Origin of the sequence: Acinetobacter sp. AOR43_HL, from assembly GCF_027854635.1 — a bacterium.
Lineage (GTDB): Bacteria > Pseudomonadota > Gammaproteobacteria > Pseudomonadales > Moraxellaceae > Acinetobacter > Acinetobacter pittii.
Genome location: NZ_JAKTHX010000007.1, coordinates 24,502 through 39,221 on the forward strand (window position 1 = coordinate 24,502; position 14,720 = coordinate 39,221).

Consider the following 14,720-nt stretch of genomic DNA (forward strand, 5'->3'; position numbering starts at 1 on the left):
AAAAAGAGTTTTTTATGGTAATAAACCAATCCCTTGTAAGCCTTCATCTTCATTAAAGCCAAACATAAGGTTCATATTTTGTACAGCCTGACCAGATGCACCTTTTACAAGGTTATCTTGAGCCGCCAAAATAATCAGTTTATTTGGTTGTGGTTTATATAATGCAATACGAAGTTCATTCGCACCGCGTACACTACGTGTTTCAGGTGAACTATTTGCAGGCATAACATCTACGAATTTTTCATTAGCATAGAAGTTTTCATACAAAGCTTGTAAGTCTGTCTGCTTACCAGCTTCTGTCAAATCTACATAAATTGTACTCAGCATACCGCGAATCATAGGTACTAGATGAGGAACAAATAAGAGTCCATCAAACCCGCCCTTTTGTCCTGCAATATTCTCTAAGGCTTCTACAATTTCTGGATGGTGACGATGACCTGCAACACCATATGCTTTAAAGTTATCAGCGTTTTCACTATAAATCATGCCCAAACTTGCTTTACGACCAGCACCAGAAACACCAGACTTCGCATCAATAATAATATTTTTGGTTTCAATGAGTGCTTGTGATGATTTTAATAGTGGCGCTAAACCTAATTGAACAGTCGTCGGATAGCAACCAGGGTTACCAATAACTTGAGCTTGTTTAATTTTTTCGCGGTTTAACTCAGTTAGACCATATACAGAATCTTTTAGTACATCTGGGCAAGCATGCTCCATACCATACCATTTTTCAAATTGTTCAAGATCTTGTAAGCGAAAGTCTGCTGCTAAATCAATAACTTTAGTTCCAGCTGCAATTAAATCTTTGGCATGTTGCATGGCAACACCATGTGGCGTTGCAAAAAATACAACATCACACTCTTTTAATGCATCAATGTTTAAATCTGAAAATTGAAGATCTGTATGTCCACGTAAATTAGGGAACATATCTGCAACTGGTTTGCCCGCTTCTGTACGTGAAGTAAGAACTCGAACCTGCGCTTTAGGATGTCGTAATAAAATACGTAATAGTTCAACGCCTGTATAACCCGTTCCACCAACAATTCCGACAGAAATCACGTGCATTACCTCAATTTTTGAATCTATACTTGGGCAGTAGTATGACAGGATGTCCAAGCTTACAAAACCATTTCATGCTTGGTAATTTTAATTTTTTTAATTTTAGCGACAATCAGATAGCACTTACTGGACTGTCATAACCACATAAATATCAGCAAATAAATACCAGATTAATTTTTGGAGAGCTAGGATGCTTCATCAATCAAAAGAAACAAAATTACGCACATACCTTGGCTTGAGCACATTCATTTTAAGTGTAGCCCTTACTGGTTGCGGAGGTGGAGGTAATAGTGGAGGCAGTTCACCCACTACACCAACGCCAGTTGACCCTACACCTGAAGCAACAACTGATGTTACTTTAAAAACCCCTGTAGAAATGCGTAATATCCAGCTTAAAGTATATGACAACACCAACAACGCTGTTCTAGTGGATACTTCTATTGCGAGTTTAAATAGCTTTAATGTCAAAATTCCTACTGCAAAATTGAATCGTTTATATCGCGTAGAAATTACAACTCAAAGCTCATCTCAAGTGTTTGACCCCATTACTCCACAATACCAAAACTTGTCAGGTATTTATCATGCATTTATTACACCAAACAGTGTAAGTGGCAGACTCCAATTCATTAGCCCAAGCAGTGAAGCAGTTTATCAACGAGCTGTCATACGTTCGGGACAACTCCCTCAAGAAACGGTTGACCCAACCCGTATTGAGCAATTACATGTGGATTTAGCTTCTCAAGATGTCTACAAATCGTTAATGAATGCGTTTAAAGATGGTGACATTCCAAGTTTAAGTCCAGCTAATTCCCTTCTGAATTTAACTTTGTTGCGATACTCAACTACTAAACCTAGTACATATGTAGATAGTTATCTTAGCTTTGGTTACTTACAATATTGGTCAACGATTCATGGCGGAGCAAACACCTACCAAGAACTTGTTAAAAGTTTAGCAACTGATTTAAAAGATGGCTTTTTGGATGGGAAAAAACTTCATGGGGATCAAACATCCTTCACTCCTATTTTCACAGCTGCTCCAGATAATATTGATCCACTAAAAAATACACTGTTAGATATTGCAGCTAATCAAAAAGTAACGCGCGATTATTTTGGAACCAACCTAAAAGCATTTACTTTGCAATTGGCTCAGGCTAATTCACAACAGTCTTTAGATCAGACGGGTTATGAACTTCTACAAAAAAAACAATATACAGGAATTGTTCCTACTGTAAATTCAACAACATTCATTCGCATTGACGGTGCTGGAGATTACCGTAGAGCTGTTGGGTTTACCACCACAGCGACGTGTAATGGATCAACCTACCCATGCAAACAAGGCTTAACCAGCATCAACCTATCAGATCCAAACCTACCAGCTACAGACTATTTAGTGGGTCACTATGAAGACACCTCAACTGGATGTCAGCTTAATTTTCGCGCGAACGGTCAAATCGACTTAAGTAAAGGTTCACAAATTTATCGTGCTGCTTTAAGTGCTGATAGTACCGATAATTTATTGCAAACAGATGCTGCCAGCTCAAGTTATTTACTCAATTCAAGTTCAGCCGAACCAAATAACTCGACGCAACAATACAACTTTATCCAATTATCTATTAAAGCAAATAAGATCATGAGTGCTAAAGCAGGTTTAGATAGCCGGAAAGCACCCGATAGCTTACAAACACCGCAACTAGAATGTGCCTTTAGTTAAGCTGAAACATACCACCATGCAGGCAATGGATTTGATTTAAGTTGTCTGCGGTGTTTTTGAAAATATGGATCGTATTTTTCAACTTCTGCCCAAAATGCAGGACTATGGTCAAAATGTTTAGTATGCGCCAACTCATGAATAGCCACATAGCGAGCAATTTCATGTGACATAAGCACCAATCCTGCATGTAGCATAATATTATGCTGACTACTACAGCTTCCCCATCGAGTTTTCGGGCGACGAATTGTACACCTCCTATAAGCCAAATGAGTGTGCTCACTTAATTCTTTTAAAAGCTCTGGTAATTCTTGTTTCGCATAGGCAATAACTGCGTTTTGCAATGCCAAATATGGCTGTGTGTCTTTAATAAATAAAGAGTTGTTTTCCCAGTCGAATTGAAAAACACGATGCTGCTTTTGAACAATCACTTGAAATGGTTGTTCTTTATTAAAGAAATAAATTTCAGAAGGAATATCAATGGACGCCGATTGGACGTTTTGTTGCTTATTCCATGTCTCGGTTAACCATTGTTCAGATTGTGCTAAAAAATGCTGAATTTGCTTCTTACTACAAAATAAAGGAACCGTAAGACGGATTGAAGCAGGCTCGACACGTAAGCGCAATTTTCTTGCTCTTACGTGTCGAACGATTTTAATCTCTGGCATTTTTGCAGACATTACTGTGCTGTACGCTCTTCAATACCATTATTTGTTGCAACAATGGCAATTGTTGCTGGATTTAAGGCGAAGATACCGTTAGTTACCACACCAGGAATATTGTTAATTGTTTTTTCCAGCTCAATAGCATTTAAGATATTAAGATTGAAAACATCCAAAATAACATTACCGTTATCTGTAACTACACCTTCACGATAAACCGGATCACCACCTAAACTTACCAATTTACGAGCTACAGCCGAACGCGCCATTGGAATAACTTCTACTGGAAGTGGAAAATCACGTCCAAGTTGATCAACCCATTTTGAATCATCAACAATACACACAAACTTCTTAGCGATTGATGCAACGATTTTCTCACGTGTTAATGCAGCACCACCACCTTTAATCATATGCATATGGCGATCAATCTCATCTGCACCATCAACATAGGCATCTAGGCTACCTACATGGTTCATATCAACCACTTCAATACCAAGTTTTTTAAGACGATCAGCAGTTGCTTGAGAACTTGCCACAGCTGCTTCTAATTGTAATTCTGGGAGTAAATCAATTAGAAAGTTTACGGTACTTCCAGTCCCAACACCCAAAATGCCACCTTTGGGTAAGTGTTTTAAAGCAGCTTTCGCAGCAGCTTGTTTCTTTTCATCTTGGGTTGCATATAGGCTCATTACATCACTCAACTATTTTTTGACATTTATGCGCCAATAAACGGCGCAAATGCACAAGGGTTTGCTACAATAATTTCCTATTTTAAACTGTTATAGGGAAGATGAACATGCTGTCTCGTGTGGTACGACAAATTTTACAAGCAACGGTTTATGATGTTGCAATTGAAACACCTCTCGAAGCAGCTCCACGAATTAGTCAAAAATTAAACAATACAATTCGTTTTAAGCGTGAAGATTTACAACCCGTTTTTTCTTTTAAATTACGCGGTGCCTATAACCGTATTAGTCAATTACCAAAAGAACAACTTGAACGCGGAGTAATTTGCGCCTCTGCTGGTAACCATGCTCAAGGCGTAGCTTTGTCAGGACAAAGATTAGGAATTCCCGCTATTATTGTTATGCCAAGCACAACACCTGACATTAAAGTTCAGGCTGTTAAACGCTTAGGTGGTCAAGTCGTATTACATGGCGATAGCTTCGATATCGCAAATAAATATGCTCAACAACGTGCTGAAGTTGAAGGTCTTGTATTTATTCCACCTTATGACGACGAACTTGTCATTGCAGGTCAAGGCACAATTGCCAATGAAATATTACGTCAATGGCGTGATGTAGAGTACGTGTTTGTTGCCGTAGGTGGTGGTGGCCTTATTTCAGGCGTAGCAGCTTATCTTGGAGAAGTTGCACCGCACGTAAAAGTTATTGGCGTTGAATATGAAGAGTCAGCTTGTTTAAAAGCAGCCCTAGAAGCAAATGAACGTGTAATTTTGCCACATGTAGGCCTATTTGCAGATGGTACAGCTGTTGCCCAAATTGGTGCTTTACCATTTGATATTATTCGTTTGCGCAAATCTGATAACTCAGGACCGATTGTTGATCCTGATATTGTGACTGTGAATACAGATGAAATCTGTGCAGCAATTAAAGACACATTTGATGAAAACCGCAGCATTGTTGAACCTTCTGGAGCAATGGCTTTAGCGGGTATCAAAAAATATATTCACGAACATAAAATCAGTAATAAAAATATGGTGTCGATTGTTTGTGGCGCCAATATGAATTTTGACCGCCTACGTTATATTGCTGAACGTACTGAGTTAGGTGAGCAACGCGAAGCGATTTATGCGGTTACCCTATCTGAAGAAAAAGGTGCTTTCTTAGGCTTCTGCCGTGCTTTACAAGGCCGCAATATCACTGAGTTTAACTACCGAGCAAACAATACAGAGGAAGCACAAGTATTCGTCGGTATTAGTTTAAAAGGTGGAGATGCAGAGCGCCATGAAATTTTGGAACAATTAAAACAGCAAGATTATATTGTAGATGACCTTTCTGACGATGAAGTTGCCAAATTACATATTCGTTATTTAATTGGTGGTCATGCAAATCTAGATGATGAAAGATTGTTCCGTGTTGAGTTCCCTGAACGTCCGGGTGCGCTCTTAACCTTCTTAACTCGTTTAGGTCCAACCCACAACATTACCCTCTTCCATTACCGTAACCATGGTGCGGCAGAAGGACGTGTGTTAGTGGGCTTACAAGCAACAGATGCTAAACAAAACCCTGATGGATTGATTGAGACACTCGAGCAGATTAATTATCCGTATGCAGAAATTACTGATAATGTTGGCTATAAACGTTTCTTAAAATAATCTTTAGTTTTGATGAAGAAGCCGACATAGTTGTCGGCTTTTTTATACAATCTTTTTATATTTCTAGCATATTTACATTGCTTCTCTTTATCTTAAAGAAAATATCCTTAAAAATAATGATCTAACTCGGAAAAAAGGACCAACATGGCACAGTTTGCAGTAATTGGCTTAGGTAGTTTTGGAGCCACAGTTGCTCAAGAACTCACAAAATTGAATCATGATGTTATTGGCATCGATACGGTAAAAAAGAATGTCGAAAATCTTGCCGACGTTTTAACTCATGCCGTCATTGCCGATGCTACTGACGAACATGTACTTGACGAATTGAATATCCAAAATTGTGACGCTGTTGTAGTTGCAATTGGTGAAGATATTGAAGCCAGTATTTTGTGTGTGTTGAACTTAAAAAATCTAGGCATTGATAAAATTTGGGTAAAAGCAAAAACCAAAGCTCATCACACCATTTTGTCACACCTTAATATCAATAAGATTATTCATCCTGAAGAAGATATGGGGGTAAGAGTTGCTCAAGCTCTGAACTACCCTATGGTAAGCCGCTATATGTCTTTAGAAGATGACCATTACATTATCAAAATTGAAATCCCAGATAAGCTTAACGGCATCAATTTATATGGCATTATGCAGCAAGCGCCTCAGGTCAAAACATTGCTTGTGAAAAGACAGCAGCAAATTTTGTTTGAGACCGAAGAAAATTTCACTTTGCAAACACATGATATTCTTATTTTAGAAGGTCATTTATCACAGTTAAAGAAACTTTCTAATTGCTTCTTATAAGAAAACGAACTCGAGAATATGTCTCTATATCCCAAGCCTCATAAAACGTTAAATTTAAGCCCTCCTTCACTTTTAGCGCTAGGGTTTTTAGGCTTTATTACTTTTGGCACTTTATTACTTAAATTGCCATTTGCGAATACAGGCAATGTCAGTTGGATGGATGCGCTTTTTACAGCCACCTCAGCAGTTACCATTACTGGTCTATCTGTTTTAAATATTCATGAATCTTTTACCCTCTTTGGGCAAACTATTATTTTATTACTGATCCAGTCTGGCGGTTTGGGTTTTATGACTTTTGCGATATTGGCCGCATTAAGTTTGTCACCAAAAGTTGGTCTTAAACAGCAAATGATGGCTCAAGATAGTCTCGGGCAAACAAGCCTATCAAAAGTTACCTTTGTTGCTAAAGGCGTTGTCACTTACACCCTTATTTTTGAGCTGATTGGTACAGTTATTCTTACCACCGCTTTTGCACCAACCTATGGCTTTGCACGCGGTTTATATTATGCAGCTTTTTACAGCATTTCCTCATTCAATAATGCTGGTTTTTCATTATTTTCCAATAGTTTAATGAATTTCCAAAGCAACTATATTATTTGTATAACCATTAGCATCCTTTACACTTTAGGTGGCCTTGGTTTTTTAGTGCTCATGGATATTAAACAAAACAAAAAATGGAAAAAACTAACACCAAATAGCAAGCTTATTCTTACCACCATTGCAATTATTAACCTCGTTGCCTTTATTTTAATATGGGCTTTAGAAGCTCAAAATCCCGCGACTTTAGGGATGTTAAACTCAGGTGAACAAGCCTTAAATGCTTGGTTTCAAGCAACAGTCCCTCGTTCCTCAGGTTTTAATACCATTGATACAGGTGCAATGACCAACAGTAGTTCCTTACTGATGATGTTACTGATGTTTATTGGTGGTGGCTCACTGAGTACAGCGGGTGGAATCAAAGTTGGAACCTTTGTCATTTTAGTACTTAGTGTAATTTCATTTTTACGCCGTACAGATGAAATTAGAATATTTAATCACTCTGTATCTCACGAAACGACCTATAAAGCATTAGCGGTAACTGCTATTACGAGCATCCTCATCTTCATGGGCTTCTTTATTCTTTTGCTTTTAGAGCCTAAAGCAGATTTTATGAATTTGCTTTTTGAGGTTGTTTCAGCAGCATGTACAGTGGGCCTCTCTCGTGGAATCACACCTGATTTACATAACGGTAGTTTATTTATTTTAAGCCTACTCATGTTTGCTGGAAGGCTTGGACCTTTAACACTCGCCTATTTAATCGCTACTCCTAAAAAGAGCCGGCTTAAACATCCTCAAGCCAACATCCAAATTGGATAATAAAAAAGCCGCTTTAAAAGCGGCTTTTCTTATAGCGTCTTAGTACCAATTCAAGAGCGACACACCCAAACCAGCATAAGTTGCTCGATGGTTATAATCAATCAAGCTTTCACCATAACCATTAAACAACTGGAAATGTCCGCGTAATTTGCCACTGATTGGAAAAGCCCAATCAAATTGCACAGCACCATGAGAGTCATCACCACCTTTCAATGAATGACGCAGCATTAAAGAAAAGTCATTCTGCTTCCACTTATAAAACGCTGTTAAATCACCACGACCAATGTAATCTTCCATATCCGGATTATTATCATCTTTACTATCTTCTTCAAGACGAATCCATGGACGAAGCATTAAAGCAAAATTACCACGCTCCAATCCAACATTAAAAATTACACGGTTCCAACTACGAGATAATGGATCTGAGCGACCATTTGACTGATGGTTTAAGGTAACTCCAAGCAAACGCCCATCTAAACCAAGCAACTCGTAGTTCGTTCTAAACATTAAACTTGCTTCTGGCTCATAGTTCGTTTCACGGAATGGGCGAGATTCTTCAGCATTGAACGTCTGCCAGCGTGAAGATTGTGTATACCCTACCCACAAATCACCATTATTTCCAAAAATATTTTCCCAAGCTTTGGTTTTCAAAGAAATCTGAAACTTACTTTCTGTTGATTTCAGATTCTGAGCATCCGTTACAGTGTTATTTGGATTTGGACTACTCGGGAATTCATTCTTGTCACTGGTCCAAAATACAGGTAGTAAATAGACTGGTTGATAAGCACGAATATTCCAAACACCTAGCTTACTTTTTTCAGATAATTCCCAACGTTGATCTAGCAAAGAAGTAGTAGGTTCAAGTGTAGGTGCTTTACCAATCACTTTAATATTACTAACTGTATCTACAACCTTCTCTTTAAATGTTTCTGGTTGAACAGCGGGCTGATCGATTTTTTTAACAGGCTCACGTACTACCGCGGCTTGTACAACAGGTAGAGTTGCTGGCTTAAATACAGAGTCGTAACAAGCCAGACGATCGGCATTCGAAGCAAGAGCAACACATGCATCAACTGTGGCAGGGGTTGCTGGAGCTAAGGTATCAGCATATGTTACAGACGCACATAAACAGCTAAGCACGATTCCCATGCTTAGCTGTAAAGATGTGCGTTCAAATTGTTTGAACGCCATGTTCAATCTCCAATTTTTATTTTAATTAACTTGTTGAATGGTAAAACCTAATTGCTGCAATTCATCACGTTTAGCAAATGGCGCAACTACAGCTTTTACAGGAGTTTGCTCTACTAAATATTGACGAGCAACACGTTTTAAATCATCCAATGTTACATGCAATAATCTTTCACGCAAAGTACGGCGGAAAGCTGGAGTTCTCGCATGCAACAATGCATAACATGCTGTAATCGCTTCACCTGCTGGAGAGCCTGGTTTATCCATGCTTGCCACTAAACCAAGAATTGCTTCTTCAAGCTGATGAGGTTGTTGCTCTGTATTTAATAACCATTGCACGCTTGCTTCAAAGTCTTTAAACGTCTCTGCTAAACGTGGGTCACGGTAGCTAAAGAAACGGAATGAACACGCATTTCCATCATAACTAGCACCGCCGCCATAAGCACCACCTTTTTCACGGATAGCACTGTGCAAGAATCCGTTACGTAAATAAGCTGCCAATACCATTAATGGAGCCGCATCTGGATGTGATACTTCTACGGCTTGATATGCAGACGCACAGAATTGAACGTTTGCCTGAATTAACCATGCTTCATGATTATTATCATTAGCTTGTTCTACTTGAGTTAACTCAGTTGTAGCTGTATCAACATTCAACTTATCCCAAACATTCTGGATTTCTTCAACCAAACGTTCAGATTGATGTTCTTCACACACTAGTAAGAACTGTTTAGGTGCTTGCAACAACTTACTATGAATACGTTTTAATTCTGCAATCAGCTCATCGTAAGCGGCATCATCTTGGGTAATTTTAGTAACAAGCTCACCCAACCAGTTCAATGCACCTAAACCCGTGTTTTGATAGTCACGTTGAGCCAGGGCACTCATGTTACGAGAAGCAATCTGCATCGCATAGCTGTGACCTGAACCAGATAAACGAGATTGCCAACGTGTTTTACGTTGTTGCAGTAACTCGATAATTCGTTCTTTCTCATCAAATCGAAGCTGTTCAAATGCTAATTTTAATAAATGAATTGCATCAAATTTCTGAGTCAACGATTTAGTCGTTAAAGTCAGCCAAGCACTAATTTTATCTTTATCATCAACTTTACTACGTAAAGAAGCGCCCATTCCTAAACCACCACTTACAGCGGTTTGCAAGTTTTGTAGTTCAAGATAGCCATATTCGCCTGCACCCACTTCACCCATCAAAATAGAAAGCAAATTGAAGTAAGGTGACTTCACAATATCTTCAGGAATCTGAATGAGTACTTGTTGATAGTAAATGCCGTTAGTACCCGCATGGTACAAGTTCAACGGCGTATCCATACGATTACAAATAATTTCGCGTAACTGACCTTGCACAATATGCAAGTCAGCAGGTACATCTTCCAAACCTACTTTTGGCAATAACTCAAGATTATCAGGAGTGTCCTGACGTTCCTCTAAAGCCTTAGTCTTAGCAATGATTTCAGCCTTATCAGCATCTGTTAGCTTTTCACCAATAGCCGCTAAACGAGCTTTTTCCGCTTCCTGCTCTTTTACAGACTTGGTCGGGTCTGGAACTAAAGTCATTTGTACGCGATGAGGGTTGTCGAGCAAATGTGTTTGAATCAGATTTGATAACCACATTGGGTCTTTCAACTCTTCTTTAACTTGTGCAATTGCGCTGTCAACATCCCAAATTTGGATTGGATCATTATGGTGAATCGCACCACTTAAGCCATTTAAAATTAGACTTAAACCATATGGTGTACCATCACCATTAATTTCACGTTGATGTAACTCGATTTGATGCAAAATTGCATCGACTAAATTACTATCAATTGGTTTTGCAGCAACATCACGCAGAATATTTAAAACACCATCTCTAAAGCTTTGCGCATGTTCAGGATTTGAACCTTGAACACCACAGTAGAAAGTCATTTCAAAATTACTATCGTCTACGCCCATTAATGGGCCTGTTGATTGAGCATAACCACAAGTTTCTAAGTAATGACGTAGTGGCGAAGCTGAATTTTCTAATAAAATCCCTTCTACTAAACGCATTCCTAAACGCAATTTAATGTCATTTGCTTCTGGTAATAACCAAGATAGAACATGATAAGTTTTATCTTTTAAATCATCACTATCAACACCATAGTTTTCTGTTACTTCAATTGGTGCAGCTAAACGTTTTTCAGGCTTAGAATATAAAGTTGTTCCTGCAGAAAACTTATGTAGAGCTAGTTTTTCAAATTGCTCTTGTAATTCATATGCTGTTTGATTACCAAAGGTCATGAATACAGCATTACTTGGGTGGTAATGTACTTTATAAAAATCGACTAACTGCTCATACGTTAAATCAGGAATATCTTTTGGATCACCACCTGAGTTGTAATGATAGGTCGTTTCAGGAAATAAATGATGAGCCAACTGATGATAAAGTTGGTCAGACGGCGCACTCATCGCACCTTTCATTTCATTAAAAACAACACCTTTATAAACAGGTTGACCATTTTCCAGTTCAATACGAATACCTTCTTGAGCAAAATCAAGTGGATTCAAATTGGCAGCAAATGCCGCATCAAGATAAACAGAAAGTAAGTTTTGAAAATCTTTTTTGTTTTGAGTAGCGAATGGATATGCTGTCCAATCTGCTGCGGTAAATGCGTTCATAAAAGTATTTAAAGAACGACGAATCATTAAAAAGAACGGATCACGTACCGGAAACTTTTCAGAGCCACACAAAGCCGTATGTTCTAAAATATGTGCCGTGCCTTTAGAGTCCATAGGCTGTGTTCTAAAAGCAACAAGAAATACATTTTCATCATAATCAGTTGCCAAGTGATAATGCACCGCACCTGTGACTTTATGCTTATATTCAGACACTAAAATATCTAATGCTTCTACATGGTGCTGACGTAGCAACTGAAACGCAGGGTGAACAGTTTGAGAAATGGTTTCAGTGACATCTACAGTCATGTGATCTCCTAACATATCGGATAAGTTAATAAGTCTCATTATAGCCTGAGTCAGCTTGAGATTGGCGAACAAAAACCAAGTAAAATACTATGTTTTTGTTGAGTATTAGTTTTCATTGGCACAGCTTTGATATCAAGCACATAGTCATGAATGTTTTATCCTAACAGAACAAAAGCTTTTAATTCTATGTATATGTTAGGTATTGAATTAAAAAGCTTATCAATTTTATCTTAACGAGCTATTTTCGAATCTAAAGAATATTCACACAACAATATTTTTCCACTAATTTTTGATTTAACTGAATTTTATTCAACAAACTACAGCAAATCCAAGCAATGGTGTAAACTTAGCAACCTGATTTTTTTATTTTGTGACAACACATATGGCAACTGTAGATCTTTTTGCAATTGGTAATGCATTAATCGACCAAGAATTTAAAGTGTCTGATGATTTTCTTAGTCAACAAGGTTTGCAAAAAGGCACCATGCAGTTGTCCGATGGCGACACTCAATCTGCTCTTTATGCAGAGTTAAAACAGCATCAAGATTACAAAGGTCAAGCAAGTGGTGGTTCTGCTGCGAATACTACTGTAGCCTTTAGTGCATTAGGTGGAAGTGCTTTTTATGGTTGCCGCGTTGGTAACGATGATTTGGGTTCAATTTATCTGCAAGGTTTAAATGAAGCTGGCATCCAAACCACTCCAAAGTCAATTAGTGAAGGTGTAACAGGCACCTGCATGGTACTCATTAGTCCTGACTCTGAACGTACAATGCATACTTATTTAGGCATCACTGCTGAACTTTCTCAAGATCAAATCGACTTTGAACCGTTAAAAACAGCAAAATGGCTTTATATTGAAGGTTATCTTTCTACAAGTGAAACAGCGCGTAAAGCTGTAAAACAAGCCAGAGAAATTGCAAAAGCAAATGATGTTAAGATTGCTTTATCTCTTTCAGATCCTGCCATGGTGCAATACGCTCGCGAAGGCTTAGAAGAGCTCATGGATGATGGCGTAGATTTACTATTTTGTAATGAACAAGAAGCCTTAATGTATACAAATACAACAACTGTTGAAGATGCTCTTGCTCAATTACGTTTTAAAAATCATACAGTAGTCATTACACAAAGTGCTAAAGGTGCTTTAGTTTCTAACTCTACTCAACATTTCCATGTTGCAGGCCGTCATGTAGAAGCCGTTGATACCAATGGTGCGGGTGATGCATTTGCAGGCGCATTCCTTTATGCCTTAAACCATCATCAAGATTTGAATGCTGCTGCACAGTTGGCTGTCTTGATTTCTAGTGAAGTTGTTTCTCAATTTGGCCCACGTTTAGCGATTAATGATTATGCTAAACTTCTTGAAAATTTTCAGAAGGAATGTGCTTGAAATGGAAAGGATCTGTATGACGGAAGAAGTTCCTGAGCGTGAAGCTAGAGCTTTTGACACTTTACAAGGAACGACTATTTTCATTACGCAACGTGATGGCGCATTCTATGCTTACCAAAATTTATGCCCTCACTTGCAAACAGAGCTTGAATATTTAGAAAATCAATTTCTTGATCAAGACCAAGAATATATTCAATGTTCTACCCATGGTGCTTTATTCACTGTGGAAACAGGCGAATGTATCTCAGGACCATGTTTAGGTGATTTTTTAAATAAAGTTGAGATTAAAGTACATTCAGATGGCGGTATCTATATCGTAGACTGAAGCGATCAACATTAGAGTTTCTGCCATGGCTGATTTCTTTTTCAATTATTATCTTATGCCATTTCACTTAAGTGTAGTGGCTTTGATATTACTCAGCGTGGTAGAAACCATTGGTATGTATATTGGTCTTCGTCCAAGTCAATTACTCAAAAAAATTGCGCCTGTTTGGCTTTCTAACTCGCCACTACTTAACGTTAAATTTTCTAAAGCTTTAATTTTCGTTTTTTTACTTATCAATTTTAGTTTTGCAGGCTATTTTTTACAGCTCTCTTTCTTTGCAATCCAGCATTATTTTATTTCACCATTTTATTTAATTGTCCCAGCTCTTGTCATCGCAATCTTTTTTACTGTGTTCATGATTCACTGCCTTGACCAAGTAATTAAACCAAAGCTTACTCATACAAACTATAATCTTTTAGGACGATTAGCGACGGTTTCCAGTGGTAATGCTAGACCTGGATTTTCTGCCCAAGCGCGAGTGCGTGATGAATTCGGCCAGCTCCATTATGTTCAAGTCGAACCAGAATACGGCGAACTCGAATTATACTCTCAAGTTATCCTTGTCAGAGTACATAAAAGCCATTATGTAGCCAAGAAAATTTCTGTATCAAACGATCTTTTCGCCCCCGATTAAATTCTTACTACTATTCTATTTACTTACTGCTTTTTGCAGGCTTTATTATGACTATATTTTATTATTTTCTTTTTAATTAATTATTTATTATTCCAACTATTTTAGTTTGAAATAGTATTTATAAATATAATATACAACCATTTTAGTTGGTATTAAATTAAAACAAACTATTTTAATCAACTTAATATTTTATTTACAAGTGTTTTAGTAGGATTTAATAATCAATTCAAACTATTTTAGTATAGTATTTATTTTAAAATATTAAGTTATTGTTTTATATAAATTAATTATTTAAATATTC

General features: G+C 37.8%; 12 protein-coding genes. 7 read left to right on the forward strand and 5 right to left on the reverse strand.

All coding sequences use genetic code 11. The annotated features are described in order from the left end of the window. Positions 1-12: 12 nt before the first annotated feature. Entirely contained in the window at positions 13-1,068 is a 1,056-nt protein-coding gene (argC, locus tag MKL33_RS02595; protein ID WP_017400369.1) for an N-acetyl-gamma-glutamyl-phosphate reductase, read from the reverse strand. Positions 1,069-1,252: 184 nt separating this feature from the next. Between argC and MKL33_RS02600 the strand changes: the two genes are divergently transcribed. Beyond that, positions 1,253-2,773 carry a hypothetical protein gene (locus MKL33_RS02600; RefSeq protein WP_270906406.1) on the forward strand — a complete coding sequence of 507 codons (1,521 nt, stop codon included), beginning with the start codon at positions 1,253-1,255 and terminating at the stop codon, positions 2,771-2,773. Here the strand turns inward: MKL33_RS02600 and MKL33_RS02605 are convergent. Further along, entirely contained in the window at positions 2,770-3,450 is a 681-nt protein-coding gene (locus MKL33_RS02605) for a YgjP family zinc-dependent metalloprotease (protein ID WP_270906407.1), read from the reverse strand. The two genes, MKL33_RS02600 and MKL33_RS02605, sit on opposite strands and share 4 nt — an antisense overlap. After that, complete coding sequence (rpiA, locus tag MKL33_RS02610) at positions 3,450-4,121, reverse strand: ribose-5-phosphate isomerase RpiA (protein ID WP_002046900.1); 672 nt, start codon at positions 4,119-4,121, stop codon at positions 3,450-3,452. Before rpiA ends, MKL33_RS02605 begins: the two co-directional genes overlap by 1 nt. Before the next feature lie 101 nt (positions 4,122-4,222). On the opposite strand from rpiA, the gene ilvA reads away from it, so the two are divergent. The 3 genes from ilvA to MKL33_RS02625 all read left to right on the forward strand — a co-directional run bounded on the left by ilvA (position 4,223) and on the right by MKL33_RS02625 (position 7,921). Further along, complete coding sequence (ilvA, locus tag MKL33_RS02615; protein WP_014206951.1) at positions 4,223-5,770, forward strand: threonine ammonia-lyase, biosynthetic; 1,548 nt, start codon at positions 4,223-4,225, stop codon at positions 5,768-5,770. A 144-nt stretch (positions 5,771-5,914) separates the two neighbouring features. After that, positions 5,915-6,565: a potassium channel family protein gene (locus MKL33_RS02620; RefSeq protein ID WP_005069007.1), complete on the forward strand. Its 651-nt coding sequence runs from the start codon at positions 5,915-5,917 to the stop codon at positions 6,563-6,565. An 18-nt stretch (positions 6,566-6,583) separates the two neighbouring features. After that, positions 6,584-7,921 (forward strand): TrkH family potassium uptake protein, encoded by a 1,338-nt coding sequence (locus MKL33_RS02625; protein WP_270906408.1) that lies wholly within the window; start codon positions 6,584-6,586, stop codon positions 7,919-7,921. A 39-nt stretch (positions 7,922-7,960) separates the two neighbouring features. Here the strand turns inward: MKL33_RS02625 and MKL33_RS02630 are convergent, their stop codons facing one another. Both MKL33_RS02630 and MKL33_RS02635 read right to left on the reverse strand, forming a co-directional pair. After that, on the reverse strand, positions 7,961-9,112 hold the full coding sequence (locus MKL33_RS02630; protein ID WP_044100729.1) for a phospholipase A: 1,152 nt from the start codon (positions 9,110-9,112) through the stop codon (positions 7,961-7,963). 21 nt (positions 9,113-9,133) lie between these two features. Next, complete coding sequence (locus MKL33_RS02635) at positions 9,134-12,073, reverse strand: insulinase family protein (RefSeq protein ID WP_002120972.1); 2,940 nt, start codon at positions 12,071-12,073, stop codon at positions 9,134-9,136. Positions 12,074-12,455: 382 nt separating this feature from the next. On the opposite strand from MKL33_RS02635, the gene MKL33_RS02640 reads away from it, so the two are divergent. The 3 genes from MKL33_RS02640 to MKL33_RS02650 are packed head-to-tail and all read left to right on the forward strand — an operon-like array spanning position 12,456 to position 14,419. Next, the gene (locus MKL33_RS02640) at positions 12,456-13,460 is read left to right on the forward strand and encodes an adenosine kinase (RefSeq protein ID WP_069030050.1); all 1,005 of its coding nucleotides are present in this window, start codon (positions 12,456-12,458) and stop codon (positions 13,458-13,460) included. A gap of 16 nt (positions 13,461-13,476) precedes the next feature. Further along, positions 13,477-13,785 carry a Rieske (2Fe-2S) protein gene (locus tag MKL33_RS02645; protein ID WP_002121079.1) on the forward strand — a complete coding sequence of 103 codons (309 nt, stop codon included), beginning with the start codon at positions 13,477-13,479 and terminating at the stop codon, positions 13,783-13,785. Between the two features lie 25 nt (positions 13,786-13,810). Then, positions 13,811-14,419 (forward strand): OB-fold-containig protein, encoded by a 609-nt coding sequence (locus MKL33_RS02650; RefSeq protein ID WP_002121106.1) that lies wholly within the window; start codon positions 13,811-13,813, stop codon positions 14,417-14,419. Positions 14,420-14,720 lie beyond the last annotated feature (301 nt).

Excerpts from the sequence above, each read along its gene's own strand:
- argC (WP_017400369.1), bottom strand. The coding sequence starts at position 1,068 with ATGCACGTGATTTCTGTCGGAATTGTTGGTGGAACGGGTTATACAGGC.
- MKL33_RS02600 (WP_270906406.1), top strand. The coding sequence starts at position 1,253 with ATGCTTCATCAATCAAAAGAAACAAAATTACGCACATACCTTGGCTTG.
- MKL33_RS02605 (WP_270906407.1), bottom strand. The coding sequence starts at position 3,450 with ATGTCTGCAAAAATGCCAGAGATTAAAATCGTTCGACACGTAAGAGCA.
- rpiA (WP_002046900.1), bottom strand. The coding sequence starts at position 4,121 with ATGAGCCTATATGCAACCCAAGATGAAAAGAAACAAGCTGCTGCGAAA.
- ilvA (WP_014206951.1), top strand. The coding sequence starts at position 4,223 with ATGAACATGCTGTCTCGTGTGGTACGACAAATTTTACAAGCAACGGTT.
- MKL33_RS02620 (WP_005069007.1), top strand. The coding sequence starts at position 5,915 with ATGGCACAGTTTGCAGTAATTGGCTTAGGTAGTTTTGGAGCCACAGTT.
- MKL33_RS02625 (WP_270906408.1), top strand. The coding sequence starts at position 6,584 with ATGTCTCTATATCCCAAGCCTCATAAAACGTTAAATTTAAGCCCTCCT.
- MKL33_RS02630 (WP_044100729.1), bottom strand. The coding sequence starts at position 9,112 with ATGGCGTTCAAACAATTTGAACGCACATCTTTACAGCTAAGCATGGGA.
- MKL33_RS02635 (WP_002120972.1), bottom strand. The coding sequence starts at position 12,073 with ATGACTGTAGATGTCACTGAAACCATTTCTCAAACTGTTCACCCTGCG.
- MKL33_RS02640 (WP_069030050.1), top strand. The coding sequence starts at position 12,456 with ATGGCAACTGTAGATCTTTTTGCAATTGGTAATGCATTAATCGACCAA.
- MKL33_RS02645 (WP_002121079.1), top strand. The coding sequence starts at position 13,477 with ATGACGGAAGAAGTTCCTGAGCGTGAAGCTAGAGCTTTTGACACTTTA.
- MKL33_RS02650 (WP_002121106.1), top strand. The coding sequence starts at position 13,811 with ATGGCTGATTTCTTTTTCAATTATTATCTTATGCCATTTCACTTAAGT.